Origin of the sequence: Sphingomonas kyeonggiensis (assembly GCF_014196745.1) — a bacterium.
GTDB classification, from domain to species: Bacteria; Pseudomonadota; Alphaproteobacteria; order Sphingomonadales; family Sphingomonadaceae; genus Sphingomonas; species Sphingomonas kyeonggiensis.
This window is the reverse complement of the sequence record NZ_JACIEH010000003.1, coordinates 1,226,522-1,244,864: the sequence shown is the minus strand read 5'-3', so window position 1 is coordinate 1,244,864 and position 18,343 is coordinate 1,226,522. Positions and strand designations below refer to the sequence as shown.

Annotated in this window: 17 protein-coding genes and 1 tRNA gene; 14 read left to right on the top strand and 4 right to left on the bottom strand. The window is 66.7% G+C overall.

Translation table 11 applies throughout. The features are described from left to right. The first annotated feature begins 54 nt into the window (after nucleotides 1–54). The gene (locus tag GGR46_RS21105; RefSeq protein ID WP_183999965.1) at nucleotides 55–942 is read left to right on the top strand and encodes an alpha/beta fold hydrolase; all 888 of its coding nucleotides are present in this window, start codon (nucleotides 55–57) and stop codon (nucleotides 940–942) included. 280 nt (nucleotides 943–1,222) lie between these two features. Here GGR46_RS21105 and GGR46_RS21100 read toward each other — a convergent pair whose 3' ends face one another. Further along, entirely contained in the window at nucleotides 1,223–1,600 is a 378-nt protein-coding gene (locus GGR46_RS21100; RefSeq protein WP_183999964.1) for a DUF6157 family protein, read from the bottom strand. After that, nucleotides 1,600–2,697 carry a DUF2332 domain-containing protein gene (locus GGR46_RS21095; protein ID WP_183999963.1) on the bottom strand — a complete coding sequence of 366 codons (1,098 nt, stop codon included), beginning with the start codon at nucleotides 2,695–2,697 and terminating at the stop codon, nucleotides 1,600–1,602. Before GGR46_RS21095 ends, GGR46_RS21100 begins: the two co-directional genes overlap by 1 nt. A gap of 62 nt (nucleotides 2,698–2,759) precedes the next feature. Here GGR46_RS21095 and hisG point away from each other — a divergent pair, with 62 nt between their 5' ends. The 13 genes from hisG (at nucleotide 2,760) to GGR46_RS21030 (ending at nucleotide 14,737) form a co-directional block, all read left to right on the top strand. Then, on the top strand, nucleotides 2,760–3,413 hold the full coding sequence (hisG, locus tag GGR46_RS21090; protein ID WP_183999962.1) for an ATP phosphoribosyltransferase: 654 nt from the start codon (nucleotides 2,760–2,762) through the stop codon (nucleotides 3,411–3,413). Further along, complete coding sequence (gene hisD, locus GGR46_RS21085) at nucleotides 3,410–4,702, top strand: histidinol dehydrogenase (RefSeq protein WP_183999961.1); 1,293 nt, start codon at nucleotides 3,410–3,412, stop codon at nucleotides 4,700–4,702. Before hisG ends, hisD begins: the two co-directional genes overlap by 4 nt. Beyond that, entirely contained in the window at nucleotides 4,702–5,091 is a 390-nt protein-coding gene (locus GGR46_RS21080) for a hypothetical protein (RefSeq protein ID WP_183999960.1), read from the top strand. The genes hisD and GGR46_RS21080 overlap by 1 nt, the downstream gene beginning before the upstream one ends. 49 nt (nucleotides 5,092–5,140) lie before the next feature. After that, on the top strand, nucleotides 5,141–5,602 hold the full coding sequence (gene nusB / locus GGR46_RS21075; protein ID WP_183999959.1) for a transcription antitermination factor NusB: 462 nt from the start codon (nucleotides 5,141–5,143) through the stop codon (nucleotides 5,600–5,602). A gap of 10 nt (nucleotides 5,603–5,612) precedes the next feature. After that, nucleotides 5,613–6,455, top strand: coding sequence for a thiamine-phosphate kinase (gene thiL / locus GGR46_RS21070; protein WP_343058275.1), 843 nt, complete (start codon nucleotides 5,613–5,615; stop codon nucleotides 6,453–6,455). A gap of 111 nt (nucleotides 6,456–6,566) precedes the next feature. Continuing rightward, complete coding sequence (locus GGR46_RS21065; RefSeq protein WP_183999957.1) at nucleotides 6,567–8,747, top strand: sodium-translocating pyrophosphatase; 2,181 nt, start codon at nucleotides 6,567–6,569, stop codon at nucleotides 8,745–8,747. Between the two features lie 345 nt (nucleotides 8,748–9,092). Then, entirely contained in the window at nucleotides 9,093–10,931 is a 1,839-nt protein-coding gene (locus GGR46_RS21060) for a cache domain-containing protein (protein WP_425506594.1), read from the top strand. A gap of 77 nt (nucleotides 10,932–11,008) precedes the next feature. Beyond that, a complete protein-coding gene (locus GGR46_RS21055) occupies nucleotides 11,009–12,403 on the top strand; it encodes a DcaP family trimeric outer membrane transporter (RefSeq protein WP_183999956.1) in 1,395 nt (464 codons plus the stop codon). Between the two features lie 285 nt (nucleotides 12,404–12,688). Continuing rightward, nucleotides 12,689–12,907 carry a translation initiation factor IF-1 gene (gene infA, locus GGR46_RS21050; protein WP_003049127.1) on the top strand — a complete coding sequence of 73 codons (219 nt, stop codon included), beginning with the start codon at nucleotides 12,689–12,691 and terminating at the stop codon, nucleotides 12,905–12,907. Nucleotides 12,908–12,919: 12 nt separating this feature from the next. Next, nucleotides 12,920–13,489: a Maf family nucleotide pyrophosphatase gene (locus GGR46_RS21045; RefSeq protein WP_183999955.1), complete on the top strand. Its 570-nt coding sequence runs from the start codon at nucleotides 12,920–12,922 to the stop codon at nucleotides 13,487–13,489. Next, nucleotides 13,482–14,426: a ribonuclease gene (locus GGR46_RS21040; RefSeq protein ID WP_183999954.1), complete on the top strand. Its 945-nt coding sequence runs from the start codon at nucleotides 13,482–13,484 to the stop codon at nucleotides 14,424–14,426. Before GGR46_RS21045 ends, GGR46_RS21040 begins: the two co-directional genes overlap by 8 nt. A 19-nt stretch (nucleotides 14,427–14,445) precedes the next feature. Then, nucleotides 14,446–14,631 (top strand): DNA gyrase inhibitor YacG, encoded by a 186-nt coding sequence (locus GGR46_RS21035; RefSeq protein WP_183999953.1) that lies wholly within the window; start codon nucleotides 14,446–14,448, stop codon nucleotides 14,629–14,631. 30 nt (nucleotides 14,632–14,661) lie between these two features. Next, nucleotides 14,662–14,737, top strand: a tRNA-Phe gene (locus GGR46_RS21030). A gap of 363 nt (nucleotides 14,738–15,100) precedes the next feature. Here GGR46_RS21030 and GGR46_RS21025 read toward each other — a convergent pair. After that, entirely contained in the window at nucleotides 15,101–18,016 is a 2,916-nt protein-coding gene (locus GGR46_RS21025) for a serine protease (protein ID WP_183999952.1), read from the bottom strand. Then, the gene (locus tag GGR46_RS21020) at nucleotides 18,013–18,342 is read right to left on the bottom strand and encodes a CU044_2847 family protein (RefSeq protein WP_183999951.1); all 330 of its coding nucleotides are present in this window, start codon (nucleotides 18,340–18,342) and stop codon (nucleotides 18,013–18,015) included. Before GGR46_RS21020 ends, GGR46_RS21025 begins: the two co-directional genes overlap by 4 nt. Between the last annotated feature and the right edge of the window lies 1 nt (nucleotide 18,343).

Below are 18,343 nucleotides of genomic sequence, written 5' to 3'. Positions count from 1 at the left end.
CCTTGCAGCTCGTCGCATGTTCGCTAGGCTCTGCCCGAAACAGGGAGAGGCGACATGGCAGAGTTCGAACTCCGGCGCATCGCGCTGCCCACCGGCGTAGAGCTGAACGTGGCGATCGCTGGCGATCCCGCCAACCCGCCGGTGGTGCTGCTCCACGGCTTTCCCGAATCGCACCGCACCTGGCGCAACCAGATCCCGGCGCTCGCCCGGGACCATTATGTCATCGCGCCCGACCAGCGCGGCTTCGGCCATAGCTCCAAGCCCGGGGGCGTGGAGAACTACACGCCGGACAAGCCGGTGGGCGACCTGCTCGCGCTGGCCGATCATCTGGGCATCGGGCCGTTCACGCTGGTGGGGCATGACTGGGGCGGCGCGATCGCCTGGATGGCGGCGCTGCAGAACCCGCAGCGGATCGCGCGGCTGATCATCGTCAACGCGCCGCATCCCTTGGTCTTCCAGCGCAGCCTGTTCGACGACCCCGCCCAGCGCGAGGCGAGCCAGTACATGACCGCCTTCCGCAATCCGGACTTCGAGAAGTTCGTCGAGCGGATCGGGCTGGAGGCGTTCTTCGACCAGAGCTTCGCCAAGTACACCGACGCGGCTTTGCTCGAGCCGGAGAAGCCCGCCTATCTCGCCGAATGGAGCCCGCCGGGCGCGCTGACCGCGATGCTCAACTGGTACCGGGGCAGCGCAGTGCTGGTCCCCGCTCCAGGGGAGACGCCCGAGCGCCCGGTGTGGCTCGACGCGCCCTTCCCGCCGGTGACCCAGCCGGCTTTGGTGATCTGGGCGATGCAGGACACCGCATTGCTGCCGGTGCAGCTCGACGAACTCCCCGGCTATGTGCCCGACCTCACCGTGGTGAAGATCGCGAATGCCGGACATTTCGTGCCGTGGGAGAAGCCCGAACTGGTGACCGAGGCGATATTGGAGTGGCTCGCCTGACCGCAAAGTGAAGGGAGTCGGGGCAAATCGTTTCACTTTGCCCGGGTGCCCGGCGCATCGATCCGAATCACCCCGAAATCGAAGTGCCTGCCGCGCCATAAGCCGACGAAACCAGACGAAATCCTACATTGCAACCACACCGTCATCCCGGCGAAAGCCGGGATCTCGTGCGGCTCTTGTCCTGCCGCCCGAGCCTCCGCCTGAGATCCCGGCTTTCGCCGGGATGACGATTGGGGCGGCCAGGATAACGGATTGGGCCGGGATGACGGATTGGGCTTGGCTACCGGGCCCGCCGCATGCCCGGCGTCTTGGCCACCGCGGGATCGTCGAGCAGCCGGCGATACTCGGCGCTCTCCATCCCGAGCAGCGCGACCCGCCCCTCCCCGTCATGGTGCACGCCCCAGCCGAACTGCTTGACCAGCGGCGAGGCGCGCAGGCACGCCTGGGGCTTGGCGAAGAATTCGTCGCGATCCTTGTCGCCGCCGCGCTCGCGATAGGCGGCGAAGATCAGGTCGTCGCTGGTCATCGCATAAGGGTGGGCGAGCAGCGCATGCTGGACCGCCGCCACCGTGCCGGGCTTTTCGGGCACTGTCCCCGCCGAGACCGGGCTATCCGGCGACGCGGTGATCAGCGTGTCGCGATAATTGGTCGACTTCATCAGATCCGCACCTCGGCCGCGGCATCGAGGAGAATGCCCTGCTCCGAGCTGCGTTCCGCGCCGGGGCGAACCCAGGCAGCATGGGCATGTGCGGTGGCGACCGTGATGCGCGGCCCGCCATCGGGCCAGGCCCGCACGCTCACCACCTGCTCGCCGAGCGCGCGATCGGGCTCCATCGCCACCCAGGCGAGCGGGCGCTCGGGCGTGGCTGCAGCACCGGCCGCCTCCATCGCGGCGCGGATGCGGGCGGTGCTGGCGTCGGGGACATATTGCCAGACGACCGAATGCATCAGCACCCGGGTGACGCCCTGTTCCTGCGGCTCGGCGAGACGGGTTTCGACCCAGTCGGCGGCATCGGCCTTGTCCAGGCGCACCCCGCGCTCGCGGATCATGCCGATCGCCTTTTGCAGCCGCTCCAGCCGCATCGGCGTCTCGGCCCAGACATAGGCGGACAGCCGCGCCTCGACCGCCGGATCGGTGACGTCGAGCGGCTGCACGTCGCAGCCGCGGGTGGAGACGATCGCCAGTGCCGGCAAATCGGGCGGATCACCGAGCCAGACCGGCGCGATGGTCACCGGCGAGTCGGCCGGACCGAGCAGTGCGCCGCCCAGATCGAAGCGGTAGCGATCGATGAGCAGGTTGAGCCCACCGCTCGACCCGATCTCGAGGATCTCCAGCTTCGGGCCGAGGCGCCGCGCGACCTCGAGCAGCCCGACGATCAGCGCGCCCGAACGGCCGGGCTCGTTGGTCTGGGGCGGGCCGTCGAGCCAGGGAAGCAGGGCGGCATCGTTGCGCACGAGCACGCGGTTGAGCGCGGCCTGGAGTGCCTCGCCCTCCAGCTTGCCGGCGAATATCTCGGCGAGTTCCGCGTCCTTGCCGGCCAGCACCAGCGCATGGAGCCCGCCGATCAGGCGCAGCGGCAGCGCATCGCGGGTCGGCTCGCCCGGCCAGTCGAGCAGCTTGCGCCCGGTCTCGCTGTCGCGATCCAGCCCGTCGGCGATCGCGGCGCAGATGGCGGCGTAGATGGGCGCGTCCATCTTGCGGCAATAGAATTCCTGGATCCGGAACGCGCCGCGGTTATTCTCTTCACTGGCCATAAGAAACCCTCCGCGGTGGCTCTGTTGCGCCTTGGGGGTGCCCCGAGTAAAGCCCCGGCTCGATGACCGAACCGCTGATCCTCGCCGTCCCCAAGGGGCGCATCCTCGACGAGGCGCTGCCGCTGCTCGCCCGCGTCGGCATCATTCCCGAGCCGGACTTTTCGGACGAGCGCTCGCGCGCGCTCCGCTTCAAGACCAACACGCCCGCGATCGACCTGATCCGGGTGCGTGCGTTCGACGTGGCGACCTTCGTCGCGCATGGCGCCGCGCAGCTGGGCATTGTCGGATCGGACGTGCTGGCCGAGTTCGACTATTCGGAGCTCTATGCCCCGGTCGACCTGGGCATCGGCCATTGCCGCATCTCGGTCGCCGAGCCGGCGGACCTCGCCAGCCGGGACGATCCGCGCGGCTGGAGCCATGTCCGCGTCGCGACCAAATATCCGCACATCACCCGCGCCCATTTCGAGGCGCGCGGGGTGCAGGCCGAGTGCATCAAGCTGAACGGCGCGATGGAGCTGGCCCCGGTGCTCGACCTGGCGCCGCGCATCGTCGACCTGGTCTCCTCGGGGCGGACGCTCAAGGAGAACGGTCTGGTCGAAGTCGAGGTGATCGCCGAGGTGAGCAGCCGGCTGATCGTCAACCGCGCCGCGTTCAAGACGCGCGCGACCGAGGTGGTGCCGCTGGTCGACAAGTTCCGCAAGGCGGTGGCGGCGTGATCCGGCTGAACGCCAGCGACGCGGGCTTCTCCAGGGCGTTCACCGATCTGGTCAATGCCCGGCGCGAGGCCGACGAGGATGTCGCCCGCGACGTGACTGCGATGATCGCCCGGGTGCGGACCGAGGGCGATGCCGCGGTGAAGGAACTCACCCAGCGCTTCGACCGGTTCGACCTCGACACCCAGGGCTGGAAGCTCGACCGTGCCGATTGCCTCGCCGCCTGGGAAGGGCTGCAGCCCGAGCTGCGCGACGCGCTCGAGCTCGCCGCCGAGCGGATCGCCATCTATCATTCCAAGCAGAAGCCCGAGGATCGCGACGAGATCGATTCGGCCGGCGTGCGGCTGGGGGCGCGCTGGCGGGCAGTGGATGCGGCGGGCGTGTACGTCCCCGGCGGGCGCGCCGCCTATCCCAGCTCGGTACTGATGAACGCGCTGCCGGCCAGGGCGGCGGGCGTCGGCCGGCTGGTGATGGTGACGCCTACCCCCAATGGCGAAGTCAATCCGCTGGTGCTGGCCGCCGCGCATCTCGCCGGGGTGGACGAGATCTGGCGCATCGGCGGGGCGCAGGCGATCGCCGCACTCGCCTATGGCACCGAGACGATCGAGCCGGTCGACGTGATCACCGGCCCCGGCAACGCCTGGGTGGCCGAGGCCAAGCGCCAGCTCTACGGCGTGGTCGGCATCGACATGGTCGCGGGCCCGAGCGAGATCGTGGTGGTGGCGGACGGCGAGAACGACGCCGATTGGATCGCCGCCGACCTGCTCAGCCAGGCCGAGCACGACCCGACCAGCCAGTCGATCCTGTTCACCGATGATGCCGGTTTCGCCGACAAGGTCGCCGAGGCGGTGGAACGCGCGCTGGCGCAGCTCGCCACCGAGAAGACGGCGCGGGCGAGCTGGGACGCGAACGGCGCGATCATCGTGGTGCCCGATCTCGTCGCCGCGATGCCGCTGGTCGACCGGCTGGCGCCCGAGCATCTCGAGCTGGCCTGCGACAATGCCGAGGGGCTGTTCGAGATGGTCCGCCATGCCGGATCGGTGTTCATCGGACGCTACACCCCGGAAGCGGTGGGCGATTATGTCGCGGGACCGAACCATGTGCTGCCGACCGGGCGCCGCGCGCGCTTCGCCTCGGGGCTGTCGGTGCTCGACTTCATGAAGCGCACCAGCTTCCTGTCGCTCGACGAAGCCGGGCTGGCGGCGATCGGGCCGGCGGCGGTGGCGCTGGCCCGGGCGGAAGGCCTGCCGGCACATGCCGAATCGGTCGCTATCCGGTTGAGGAGCAAGTGATGCAGACGCCCGATCTCGACGAGGATGGCTGGTGCCTGGCCAGCGCCGTCGACTATCACGCGCTCGATGCCGAGGCGTTCGACATCCCCGACGAAGCGGCGCGGACCCGCCTGAAGCCCGGCGACTTCGCCAAGCTGATCTTCCTGATCGCGGTGGAGGAAGACGAGGAGCCGATCACCGACCGGATGTGGGTGGTGGTGCGCGAAGCGGCGGACGGCGGCTATTTCGGGCTGCTCGATAACGAGCCCGACATCGACGAGAATGACGAGTTCTGGCTGGGGACCGAGGTTCCGTTCGGGCCGGAGCACGTGATCGAGGTGCAGGCGGGGAATGACGAGAGCATCGCCTACGCCGCGCGGGAACCGCTCAAGGCCTGGCCGCGCGCCTAGGGGAATCCTCCCCTTTGCCTTTGGCGGCGCACGCGACTATCTGCGCCCAATGCCAAGCCATCAAGCAAAGTCCCGTTCCAAGGCGCGCGCAGCCGCGCGTCTCGCCGCCGTGCAGGCGCTGTACCAGCACGAGATGGAGTCGGTCTCGATTCCCGCGCTGCTCCACGAGTTCCACAATCATCGCCTGGGCGCGACGATCGAGGACGTCGAATATGCCGAGGCGGACATCGCCTTCTTCGACGACATCGTCACCGGGGTGAGCGAGCGCCGCGACGAGATCGACCGGATCATCGCCGGCAAGCTGACCGCCGACTGGACGCTCGACCGGCTCGATAAGCCGATGCGCCAGATCCTGCGCGCCGGCACCTATGAGCTGATGGCCCGCAAGGACGTGCCGGTCGGCGCCGCGATCAGCGAGTATCTCGACGTGACCGACGCCTTCTACGACCGCCGCGAAAAGGGCTTCGTCAACGGCATCCTCGATGCCGTCGCCAAGGAAGTGCGGGGTTGATCCCCACGCGGTGAACGAAGCCCAATTCATTGCCGCCTTGCGCACCCTGCCGCTCCATCCCGGGGCGGAGGGGCTGCGCGACGATACCGCCACCCTGGCGGTTGGCGGCGAGACGCTGGTGCTCACCCATGATGCGATCGCCGAGGGGGTGCACTACCGCCCCGGCACCGACCCGTTCGACATCGCCTGGAAGCTGGTCGCGGTGAACCTGTCCGACCTCGCCGCCAAGGGCGCCGAGCCGCTGGGCGTGCTGATCGGCGCGGTGCTGGTCGAGAAGGCCGAGCGCTTCGTCGAGGGGCTGCGGGCGATCCTCACCGAATATGACGTGCCGCTGCTCGGCGGGGATACCATCTCGGTTTCCCCCGCCACCTTCGGCTGCACCGCGATCGGGCGGGCGACGACCGCGCAGGTGCCGCGGCGCGACGGCGCGCGGCCGGGCGATGCGCTGTGGGTGACCGGGCCGCTCGGCGCGGCGATGCTGGGATTCGAAAGCGGCCACGGCACCGCCTATCTGCACCCCCGCCCGCGGCTAAACGACGGCCGGGCGCTGGCGCCGCACGTCAGCGCGATGATGGACGTGTCCGACGGACTGCTGCTCGATGCCCGCCGCATGGCCGAGGCGAGCGGCTGCACCGCCGACATCACCCTCGCCAGGGTGCCGATCGCCGCCGGCGCCGAGCCGCTGCGCGCGGTCACCTGGGGCGACGATTACGAGCTGCTGTTCGCCGCTCCGCCCGGTTTCGTGCCGCCGGTGCCGGCCGCGCGGATCGGCGAAATGGCGGGGCCGGGCAAGGCACCCCTGCTGCTCGACGGGCAGGTTCCCGAAATCGCGCTCGGATATCAGCATCGCTGAGCGGCTTGCGCTGAAGCCAACCCCTCGATAGCCTCCCCCATACCGGGCCTTTTAAAACCGGCGACACAGACCGGCGCGGCTCGATATCCAATAGGGGAAGGGCTTGAACGCATGACGATTGTGTACATCGCCATAGCCTGCGGCGTGCTCGCAGTGCTCTATGGCTTGTTGACCAGCCAGCAGGTGCTGAAGGCGCCGGCGGGCAACGAGAAGATGCAGAGCATCGCCGCTGCCATCCAGGAAGGCGCCAAGGCCTATCTCGGCCGGCAATATATGACCATCGCCATCGTGGGCGTGATCGTCGCCGTGATCGTGTTCTTCACGCTGGGTACGCTGCCGACGGTGGCGTTCCTGCTGGGCGCGGTGCTTTCGGGCGCGGCCGGCTTCATCGGGATGAACATCTCGGTGCGCGCCAATGTCCGTACCGCCGAGGCCGCGCGCGGCAGCCTGCAGGGCGGCCTGACCCTTGCCTTCCGCTCGGGCGCGATCACCGGCATGTTCGTGGCGGGCCTGGGCCTGCTCGCGATCGCCGTGCTGTTCTGGTACCTGGTCGGCCCCGCCGGTCTCGCGCCCAATTCGCGCGCGGTGATCCTCGCGCTGACCTCGCTCGCGCTGGGCGCCTCGCTGATCTCGATCTTCGCGCGCCTGGGCGGCGGCATCTTCACCAAGGCCGCCGATGTCGGCGCCGACCTGGTCGGCAAGGTCGAGGCCGGCATCCCGGAGGACGACCCCCGCAACCCGGCCGTGATCGCCGACAATGTGGGCGACAATGTCGGCGACTGCGCCGGCATGGCGGCCGACCTGTTCGAGACCTATGTCGTCACGATCGGCCTGACCATGGTCACGCTGGCGCTGCTGGTGAAGGGGCTCTCCGACGAACTGCTGCTCAAGCTGATGGCGCTGCCGCTGATCGTCGGCGGCGTGTGCATCATCACCTCGATCATCGGCACCTACATGGTCCGGCTGGGCAAGAGCCAGTCGATCATGGGCGCGCTCTACAAGGGCTTCTGGACCACCGCGATCCTCTCGGTGCCCGCCATCTGGTTCGCCACCCAGTACACGCTGGGCGACATGCACGCGGTGATCGGCGGCCTGCCGGTCGACCCGAGCGCCTTCCTCGAGCCGAGCGACTCGATCACGCCCGAAGCGGCGGCTGGCCTGGCCTCCGGCGCGCAGTTCACCGGCATGAGCCTGTTCATCTGCATGATGATCGGCCTGGCGGTGACCGGCCTGCTGGTGTGGATCACCGAATATTACACCGGCACCAACTATCGCCCGGTCAAGTCGATCGCCAAGGCTTCGGTGACCGGCCATGGCACCAACGTGATCCAGGGCCTGGCGATCAGCCTCGAATCGACCGCACTGCCGACGCTCGTCATCGTCGTCGCGGTGATCGCGGCGTTCCAGATCGCGGGCATCATCGGCGTGGCCTTCGCCGCGACGTCGCTGCTGGCGCTGGCCGGCATGGTCGTCGCACTCGACGCCTATGGCCCGGTGACCGACAATGCCGGCGGCATCGCCGAGATGGCAGGGCTGGAGGACGAGGTCCGTCACAAGACCGACGCGCTCGACGCGGTGGGCAACACCACCAAGGCAGTGACCAAGGGCTATGCGATCGGCTCGGCCGCACTCGCCGCGCTGGTGCTGTTCGGCGCCTATACGACCGACCTCAAGGAGTTCTTCCCGGACGTGCGGGTCGATTTCTCCCTGAGCAATCCATACGTGATCGTCGGGCTGCTGCTCGGCGCGCTGCTGCCCTATCTGTTCGGCGCCTTCGGCATGACCGCCGTCGGCCGCGCGGCCGGTTCGGTGGTGGAGGACGTCCGCGACCAGTTCGCCAAGGACAAGGGCATCATGGCCGGCACCAGCCGCCCCAATTATGCCCGCACCGTGGACATCGTCACCAAGGCGGCGATCAAGGAAATGATCCTGCCCTCGCTGCTGCCGGTGCTCAGCCCGATCGCGATCTACTTCATCATCACCGCCGTCGCGGGCCAGGGCCAGGGCTTCGCCGCCGTCGGCGCGATGCTGCTCGGCGTGATCGTCTCAGGCCTGTTCGTCGCCATCTCGATGACCTCGGGCGGCGGCGCCTGGGACAATGCCAAGAAGTACATCGAGGACGGCAATTATGGCGGCAAGGGATCGGAAGCCCATAAGGCAGCGGTGACCGGCGACACCGTGGGCGATCCCTACAAGGACACCGCGGGCCCGGCCGTGAACCCGATGATCAAGATCACCAACATCGTGGCGCTGCTGCTGCTCGCGGCCCTGGCGGGCCACGCCGCGGGCTGATCCGAGCCATTGGAACTGGGGCCGCTGGCGCGATCCGGCGGCCCTTTTTCATGCCCGATCGGGGCGGGATCGTGCCGCCACTTCGCGATTGCAAAAAGCGACATCGCCGCCCCGGAGGGCCGATTTTTCGCTTTTCCAGCAATGGTTTGCCACAAAGCCCTCCGTAAGAATACGTACGTAAATTTCGTAATTCCTGCCGCACCGCGTTAGACATCTCGGCGGTAAAACTCTGAAATTACGTGATTTACCGATACACCACCCCGAACGCCCGCCGGAGCAGTTGCAAAAACTGCATCTGTGCCGCCGCCTATAATGATCCCGAAACAGGAAAAAAGGGATCCGGTGGTGCGATTGAAGATTGGTGCAAGGGTCAACCTGATCGGTGTGGCCTCGTTCCTGGGGCTGGTCCTCGTCACGGTGCTGTCGCTGATGCAGCTGAGCAGCGTGATGCGCAGCGGCATCGCCGACCAGACGCGCAAGACGGTGGAAGTCGCCTACAGCACGATCGCCCATTACCAGGCCGAGGAGCAGGCCGGGCGGATGAGCCGCGCCCAGGCGCAGGCGGCTGCGCTGCAGGCCGTCTCGGCGATGCGCTATTCCGGCAAGGAATATTTCTGGATCAACGACATGCAGCCGCGGATGCTGATGCACCCGATGAACAAGGCGCTGGTCGGCCAGGACGTGTCGGGCACCAAGGATCCGAACGGCGTGCCGGTGTTCACCTCGATGGTCGATGTCGTCCGTGCCAAGGGCGAGGGCTTTGTCGACTATAGCTGGCCCAAGCCTGGCAGCGAGAAGCCGCAGCCCAAGATCTCGTTCGTGAAGGGCTTCGCGCCCTGGGGCTGGGTGGTCGGCAGCGGCGTCTATGTCGATGACGTGCAGGCTGCGGTAGGCGCTGCGGCATGGCGCCAGGGCGGCATCGCGCTGGTCGTGATCCTGCTGGTCAACGCCATGGCCTTCATGCTCGGCCGCACGATCAAGCTGCCGCTGGTCGCGATCACGCGGCGCATGCGCGGCCTGGCCGATGGCGACAAGGACAGCGCGATCCCCGGCCTGAACCGCGGCGACGAGATCGGCGAGATGGCCGGCGCGCTGGAAGTGTTCCGCGAAGCCGCCGTCGCCAAGGAGCGCGCCGAAGCCGCCAAGGCCAAGTCCGATGCCGAGCAGCAGTTCGTCGTCGACACCGTCTCGCAGCAGCTCGGCCATCTGTCCGAAGGCGACCTGACCGCCGAGATCAAGGCCGAGTTCCCGCCCTCCTATGGCACGTTAAAGTCCAACTACAACAAGGCCGTCGGCAACCTGCGCGACCTGATCGGCGCGCTTTCCACCGCCGCGGTGGCGATCCGCACCGGCGCGAGCGAGATCGCCTCGGCCTCGGAAGATCTGGCGCGGCGCACCGAAGCCAATGCGGCGAGCCTGGAGGAAACCTCCGCCTCGCTCACCCAGATGCGCGGCCGGCTGGAAAGCTCGAGCGAAGCCTCGACCCGCACCGTGGCCCAGGCCGATGGCGCGATCAGCACCGTCTCGGGTGGCCGCGCGGTCGCCGAGGAAGCGGTGCAGGCAATGACCCGCGTCGCAGACAGCTCGAAGGGCATCGACAGCGTGATCGAGGGCCTCGACAAGATCGCCTTCCAGACCCGTGTCCTTGCGATGAACGCCGCGGTCGAGGCAGGTCGTGCCGGCGAGGCGGGCCGCGGCTTCGCGGTCGTCGCCGACCTGGTCTCCGCGCTGGCGATGCGCTCCGAGGAAGAGGCCGGGCGCGCCCGCGACCAGCTGACTGCCACCCAGACCGACATCGTCTCGGCAGTCGACCGGGTGCGCGAAGTCGATGGCGCGCTGGCCGACATCTCGAGCAGCGTCGAGCAGGTGCACGAGCTGGTCGCCAAGATGGCCGAGGACAATCGCGCCCAGTCGAGCACGATCGGCGAGATCGCCTCGGTCGTCTCGGCGATGGACACCTCGACCCAGCAGAATGCGGCAATGGTGGAAGAGACCTCGGCCGCGGCACGCAGTCTCTCGGGCGAAGTCGATCACCTTGCCGATCGCGCCGCGCAGTTCCGCACCGAAGATGCGCCGCGCGCGGTGCGGGCGGTGGCCAAGCCGGCACCTGTCGCGAAGCCGCGCCCCGCTGCGATGCCGATCGCCAAGGCAACCGCCGACGCCGGCGACTGGGCCAGCTTCTAGGGGCCTTCATTCCTCCCCCTTCTGGGCGAGGATCACCCGGCCAGCCGGAAACCAGCTTCCAAACTAAGGACTCTCCCATGTTCTCGCGCAAATTCGCGCCGGCCCTGCTTGCCGGAACCATCGCTGGCGCCTGGGCCACCCCGGCCCTCGCCCAGCAGACCGACAGCGACCGGTTCAAGGCGCTCGAAGCGCGTCTGGGCGCGCTCGATGCCGAAGTCGCAGAGCTCCGCAGCGCCCTTGCTGCCGAGCGGGCCAGGAACGTCGGCGCGGTTGCCCCCGCGCCGCTGGCCCGCCCCGTGACCGTCGCCGCCGCCCCCTCCGCGGCGACGGTCACGCACCCGCCCGCCCCGGCACCGCGCCCGGCGGGCGACGGCCCGAGCGTGAAGATCAGCGGCTTCTTCAAGACGGTCGCGTCGTTCAGCCACACCAGCGGGGGCACGATCGCCACCAACACGATCGGGCGCGACTTCTACGTCCCCGGCGCGATCCCGATCGGCGGCCGTTCGGGCGGCACCGATTTCGAGACGCATGCCAAGCAGTCGCGCATCGTCATCGCGGCAAGCACGCCGGTGGGCGGCCACACTTTGTCGGGCCTGGTCGAGACCGATTTCCAGACCGGTTTCGGCGCCGGCAACCAGCGCATCGTCAACGCCTATAACCCCGCGCTGCGCCGCGCCTTCATCCAGTTCGACGGGTTCCTGGCGGGCCAGGAATGGACCAACTTCCAGTATATCGCGGCGCTGCCCGAGACCACCGACTATCTCGGGCCGAGCGAAGGCACCGTCTTCATCCGCCAGTCGCAGCTGCGCTACACGATGAAGCTGAGCCCAACGCTCAGCCTGTCGGTGTCGGCCGAGAACCCGGCGACGATGAGCGCCTCGGTCGGCGGCGCGCTGGTCGAGAACGACACTGATCGCCTGCCCGACGGCACCGCACGGCTGAACTGGAAGCTGGGCAGGAGCGAGCTTTCGCTGGCCGGCCTGGCACGCAAGCTGACCGTGGCGGGCGCCAACAACGACGCCGACGCCACCGGCTGGGGCGTATCGCTGGCCGGCAAGCTGCCCTTCGGCCCGAACGGCCGCCACGACCTGCGCTTCATGGCGACGCATGGCAGCGGCATCGGCCGCTATGTCGGCCTCAACCTGGTGCCCGATGCGATGATGGCGGCCAGTGCCGGGCGGATCCGGCTGGAGACGGTGGACGTCACCGCCGGATTCGCCGCACTGCGCCTCGGCTGGACCGGCACTTTGCGCTCCACGCTGATGGCCAGCTACCAGAGTGCCGACTATCCGGCCGGGCTGGTCGATCCGGCCGCCACCGCGCAATCGTGGAGCGGCTCGGCCAACCTCTTCTACTCGCCGATCAGGCCGGTCGACCTCGGTGTGGAGTTCCGCCACGGCCGCCGCGAACTGGTCTCCGGCGCGCACGGCGTGCTCGACCGCTTCGAGATGATCGCCAAGTACAGCTTCTGAGTGGGGTGGCGGGGCCCTGCGCGCTCCGCCGCCCAGCTTCCCGTGCGTCCCTGTTCCCCGGCGAACGTCCCCTCCCTTGCAGGGAGGGGAGCAAGAAGAGCCCCCATCGAAAGATGGTTTGGCTCCACAGCGAAAATCCCCGCCCCGCCGGCTGACAATCCCACCCCCGCACCCCATATCGGTGCAAGGCGGGGAACCTCATCCGGTTCTCCGCCTTTCCTTTTCCCGTCTTGCGCTGTAAAGGCACCGCCACTTTAAGCGCGCGCTGACTAGAGAGGCATATTTTTGGCCAAAGAAGAACTGCTTGAAATGCGGGGCCAGGTCGTTGAGCTTTTGCCCAACGCCATGTTCCGTGTTCGGCTCGAGAACGACCATGAGATTCTCGGCCATACCGCCGGCAAGATGCGCAAGAACCGCATCCGCGTGCTGGTGGGCGACGAAGTGCTCGTCGAGCTCACGCCCTACGACCTGACCAAGGGCCGTATCACCTACCGCTTCAAATAAGCGGTCCGCTACGTGCGGCTCGTACTTGCCTCCACATCGCCGCGTCGGCTCGATCTGCTCAGGCGGATCGGCGCCGAGCCCGCGCGCGTCGCCGCTCCGGACGTGGACGAGGATGTCCGCCCGGGCGAGAGCCCGCGCGCCTATGTGCTGCGCGTCGCGATCGACAAGGCGCATGCGGTGGAACGGGCCACGGACGAGATCGTCCTGGCCGGCGACACCACCATCGCGGTCGGCAAGCGCATCCTGGGCAAGCCCGAGGACGAAGCGGACCTGCGCCGCATGCTCGGCCTGCTCTCCGGCCGGCGCCACCACTGCCTTTCCGCGATCTGCCTGATCGGCACCGACGGCAAGGCCCGTACGCGCATCTCCGACACGATCGTCACCTTCAAGCGGCTGACCGATGCCGAGATCGACCGGTACGTCGCCAGCGGTGAAGGCATGGGCAAGGCGGGCGGCTATGCCATCCAGGGCAAGGCAGAAGCCTTTGTCCGCTATCTTGCCGGCAGCCATTCCGGCGTGGTCGGCTTGCCCGTGTTCGAGACGCGGGCGCTGCTCGAATCGGCAGGCCTCCTGCTTGGCTGAGTGGCTCTACGAGGCCGGGATCGGCGAGAACCGCGCCGCGCTGGTCTCGCGCGGCGGCATCTGGAAGGCCCGGATCGAGCTCGAGGGCACGAGCCCGCGCGTCGATGCGGTGCTGGAGGCGCGGCTGGTCGACAAGGCCGCCAAGCTGATCGCGCTCGACGGCGGCGGCGAGGCGCTGTGCGACCATATCCCGAAGGCGGTCACGCAAGGCGCGAAGCTGCGCGTGAAGATCACGCGCGAGGCGATCCCCGAGCCCGGCCGCGCAAAGCTGCCCAAGGCGGTGCCGAGCGACGAGCCGCTGTCTGACGGACCGACCCTGCTCGAGCGGATCACCGCCACCCGCCTGCCCGTCCGCACGCTGCGCGCGCACGAGCCGGATGCGCTGGAGGAAGCCGGATGGTCGGAGGTGCTCGACGAGGCGATCACCGGCGAGATCGGTTTTGCCGGCGGCGCGCTGCGCCTCTCTCCAACGCCGGCGATGGCGCTGTTCGACGTCGACGGCAACGGGCCGCTCGACACGCTGGCGGTCGCGGCGGCGCATGCGGTCGCGCGGGCGATCGAGCGGCACGGCATCGCCGGCTCGATCGGCATCGATTTCCCCACCCTGTCGGGCAAGGGCGCGCGAAACGCCGTGGCCGAGGCGATTGACGCCGCTTTGCCCCAGCCCTTCGAGCGGACCGCGGTGAACGGCTTCGGCTTCCTGCAGATCGTGCGGCGGCGCCTGCGCCCGTCACTGCCCGAATTGCTGCGCGCCGATCCTGTAGGGGCCGAGGCGCGTGCGGAGCTGCGGCGGATGGAACGGCTTCCCCCGCCGCCCCCGACCACCCATATGGTGACCAGGAACGTGGCGCGCCGCCTTGCCCAGCAACCAGCCTGGACCGCGGAGCTTGCACGGCGAATCGGCGGCACGACCGAATTCATCTCCGCCAGGGACTGACTGGCGCAAAGGACTGGAAATGACGAAGAAAAATGGCTGCCCGGTATGCGGGCAGGCGGCCGACCCGGCACACAAGCCCTTCTGCAGCCGCGGCTGCAAGGACCGCGACCTGCTGCAGTGGCTTGGCGAGGGATATCGCATTCCCGGCGAGGCAGTTGATCCCAATGCAGATTCAGGGGTGGACAGCCCCGATTCGCGATACTAAGAGGCCCGCTCCCCGGCACTCGCCGGGCGTGCCCGGGTAGCTCAGTTGGTAGAGCATGCGACTGAAAATCGCAGTGTCGGCGGTTCGACTCCGTCCCCGGGCACCACTTCTTTTCCAGCCATCTATGCCTATCCGAAGAACCACTGTTTTCTTCGGTTTGTGACGGTATCAATTCGCGAAATGCGGAGCAGATATCGCCGCGCTTACTGATGCAGCCGTTCCGCGCGTCACCCCCGGAGGCAAGCCCGTTCAAGGTGCCGCGGCTACACGCGCCAATGCCGATACCTGCCGGGCGGAGGGACACGCTTCAGCTGGATGTGAATGGATACGGGCTCTTTGAAATTGCCAGTCCATCGGGAGCCCGATGCGCACCCGATGCACTCATGCGCCGCTGCAACGACCCTTGCGATTAGCCAGATGAAGAACGACCGTTTTCAACGGACCGCCGTCGCAGCGGCAACCCCACAGGTCAGATAAGGCCTGCCCGGGAATCCTTCTTGTACCTTGCCAAATCTTCCAATCCCCAGCGGTACCGGCAAGCTTTGCAATCCGAAGCGATATTCTCCCATGTCTCTCCAGCGTAGTTCTGGACATCGTGCGATGCCGCGCGGAGCGTTATTCGCTTGTCCAGCGCGAGATAGGGGTAGCCATTGAGACGCTGGCCATGCATTTCCTCCTCGAGGACCCTGCGCGCGTCCTCGAACTGCCCCAGGGCGATGTGGTAGCGCGCCTGCCGGATGAAAATCTCGGTGACGAGATCGACCCTGTCGACCTTGCCGAGCGCCTCGCGGTACACCTCGGCGTGAGCCCGCCGCTCCTCCTCCTCGTCGGAAAGGATCAAAAGCAGGCTTCGGCAGCGTGCGGCAATATCCTTCCAGCCATTCTCGTCGGCCCGGTCCATGAGCTGGCGCAACAGGGCCAGGGCCTGTTCGCGGTCTCCAGTGCGAGCGAGGAGGTGCACGAACTGCGTCCCTCGCGGGAGGACCGTCGCGAGATCACCGTTGAAATGCTCAATGGCATAAGCTTGGGCATTTGCCAGCAACGGCTTCCAGTCGACGTTGGTCGTCATGTGCGCAGTCTCGGCCCTTTGCGCGAGGAGCTTCATGTGCTCCTCCCTGCCCAGCGCATGCGCAGTGCACTTTTCGGCCTCGGCGAGCACCTCATTGGCTTCAACCAAGGCCCCCGCGGCGATGGCGCAATACGCTGCCGACCGAAAGATCTCGACCGCGCCCCCTGGATCCACCGCTGCGAGTCCGCGCCCCGCCTTGCGCAGCATGGTCTTGCCGACCTCGGGCCGTCCGAGAACGCTTTCGCAATATCCGGCGTAGTGAAACAACCGATACTGCTCCTTCTCTTCCGTCACGAGTGGTTCGCCCAGAAAATCTCCGTCAACGAAGAAGTTACGAAGCACCTTGCGCAACGCCGATGCGGCACCGAGCCTGTTGGTTACTACATACTCCTTCGTTGGACCGCGCTGCACCTTTTCGTCCAGGAACCAGAATGCCGTACCATATTGGTCTGCGCTGCACAGATGGACGACGGCATCCAGCCCGGCATCGATCTCGCTGATCGATGCCGGGCTTTGCGGAGAAGTGAATTTCTGGCTGTAGAATTCAGCAACACGCGAATGAATGCGCCTGCGCTTATCGATACCTAGCTTGTCGAATTCCTGCGCGAAGAACCGACGAATGAACTTGTGGGAATTATAGGCACTCGCGTCCGCGGAACCCTTCACGAACATGAACTGCTCCAGCCGCCCCAAGACGACCGACACCGCGTTCGCGGAAATACCGCCGAAATAACCATCCCGCGAATCGATGTCTTCGCGCGCCAGTATTTCGGTCATCTGACGCAGCGAGAATTCCCCCGAGAGCTGCGAGACCAGCATCATCGCGGTCCGTTCGTCGGGGCTGAGCAAACTCGCGAGCCGGGACAGGGTCGCCGTGGTTGCCTCCAGCGGATCATGCTTTGAAGAAGCATGCCGGGCTATTCTGAGCGCGTCGTCGAACGATGAGATCGCGCGCTTGCTCAACCACACGAGAAGGAGCTCGAGCGGTTGCGGCAGACCTCCCAGCGCCTCGTACAAATCAACGAATGCGGGCGGAGGAACCGCGCCCATGATCTCGCCGTACAGATCCCTGGCTTCCTCCAGGCTCAATGACGACAGCTCGTCATCGCTTCGGCGCACGGTCGCGTCGCGTCCCAACACGTGCGGGGCCACCTTGCGGCGGCTCAGTATGAGAAGCTTCGAACGGCGGACTCGGGCGAAGCTTTCAATGAAGAAGGTCAGATCGGGGTCCGTTATCCTTCCCTCGTGATCTTGATGCCATTCCAGCGCATCGAGAATGACAAGTATTCGATGATTATCCAATAAGGGGAGGAGCTGCTCGATCAGCGGACGCGGCTTCAACTCGGAAAATTGCGCAGGCAATCGCTTGCGAATCCGATCGAAAAACTCCTCCACAAGTTCATTGTCGTCGAACGAGTAGTCGATGACGAGATCCGGCTGCAACGCCGCCGCGCCCTCTTGCAACTCGCGGAGAAACCTGTCGGCCACCGAACTCTTGCCGGCACCGGGAAGGCCATGCAGCGTGAACACGCTATCGCAACCCTCGCCTTCCGATGCCCAGAAAGCCGCAAGCCTTTCCAACAGCGTCTTACGTCCGACGAACTTGTTCGATACCGGAACGGAAGGGGACGGCGCATCTACCGGGCCGAGGAGATCGTCCAGGCTTAAGGGAAGCTCTTCCTTGAGCACTTCGTCCATCTCGCCAGCGGCTGGACCAACCGATGCGAGATTGAAAGGCTCGCCGAGCAACCTGCTCGCGTCGATGGCCCAACATGTATCGAACTGGTCCGGATCCTCACCAAGGCCAGCACTTTCGCAAATGAGTCCGACCAGGGTCCCGTCATATGCAACGGGCCCTCCGCTCATTCCCTTTCTGACATTCTTGGTGCTTATCTGAATCCAGAATTGCAGCGCCCTGCGCATGGGCGCCTTGTCCGCGACGAAGCCCTCGCCGTGAATGACTTTCGCGATCATCGGTTGCTGCGGAAACCCGCAGAACTCGACCCTCTTTCCCTTGGCAGTCAGGGAATTGTGGAACGGCGCGATGCATTCCGGGGAAAATTCCGGCGAGACGCGCAAGACCGCTATCGCGTCCCGCTCATCCGTTTCCGTGATCCTCTCAAGAATGACGTGTTCGGTCGGATCGGAGCCGTCATGGTATTGCATGACGCGGGCACCTTCGATCGGATAGCCCTCCAGAACATGCCGCACGGTCGCGATCCGGTCCGCAGCCACGATCGCCCCGGAACCGAGGGTTTTCGTGCTGCCATCCTCCTTGCCTACGATCTCGACGACCCAGTCGCCCGCCCCCTTCATGGAACGGGTTGAGCGGGTGGGTTCGATCGCACGGGCTTCACGCGCAGCGTCACCTCCAGCGAGGCCGACGTACTTACCCGCGAAACGACGACCCCCGCCTCCGCATCGAACTTGATGCCGAACTTCACATCGACATATTCACATTGAAGCGGGATCTGACTGACGGCCTCGGAGAATTGCTCTCCCATCTGAACCACTGCGACCTTTGCTTTTTCTATCATCGCCCGCGTGGAATCGGTTACCCTATCCATCGCCCCGCCCATTTGCCCGGACCCACCCGACGTCTCGATGACGAAGTCCAGCTTATCGCTGTCGGCAGTATACATC

Coding starts and splice junctions, on each gene's coding strand:
- GGR46_RS21105 (WP_183999965.1), top strand. CDS start 55: ATGGCAGAGTTCGAACTCCGGCGCATCGCGCTGCCCACCGGCGTAGAG.
- GGR46_RS21100 (WP_183999964.1), bottom strand. CDS start 1,600: ATGAAGTCGACCAATTATCGCGACACGCTGATCACCGCGTCGCCGGAT.
- GGR46_RS21095 (WP_183999963.1), bottom strand. CDS start 2,697: ATGGCCAGTGAAGAGAATAACCGCGGCGCGTTCCGGATCCAGGAATTC.
- hisG (WP_183999962.1), top strand. CDS start 2,760: ATGACCGAACCGCTGATCCTCGCCGTCCCCAAGGGGCGCATCCTCGAC.
- GGR46_RS21080 (WP_183999960.1), top strand. CDS start 4,702: ATGCAGACGCCCGATCTCGACGAGGATGGCTGGTGCCTGGCCAGCGCC.
- nusB (WP_183999959.1), top strand. CDS start 5,141: ATGCCAAGCCATCAAGCAAAGTCCCGTTCCAAGGCGCGCGCAGCCGCG.
- GGR46_RS21065 (WP_183999957.1), top strand. CDS start 6,567: ATGACGATTGTGTACATCGCCATAGCCTGCGGCGTGCTCGCAGTGCTC.
- GGR46_RS21055 (WP_183999956.1), top strand. CDS start 11,009: ATGTTCTCGCGCAAATTCGCGCCGGCCCTGCTTGCCGGAACCATCGCT.
- GGR46_RS21035 (WP_183999953.1), top strand. CDS start 14,446: ATGACGAAGAAAAATGGCTGCCCGGTATGCGGGCAGGCGGCCGACCCG.
- GGR46_RS21025 (WP_183999952.1), bottom strand. CDS start 18,016: ATGAAGGGGGCGGGCGACTGGGTCGTCGAGATCGTAGGCAAGGAGGAT.
- GGR46_RS21020 (WP_183999951.1), bottom strand. CDS start 18,342: ATGTATACTGCCGACAGCGATAAGCTGGACTTCGTCATCGAGACGTCG.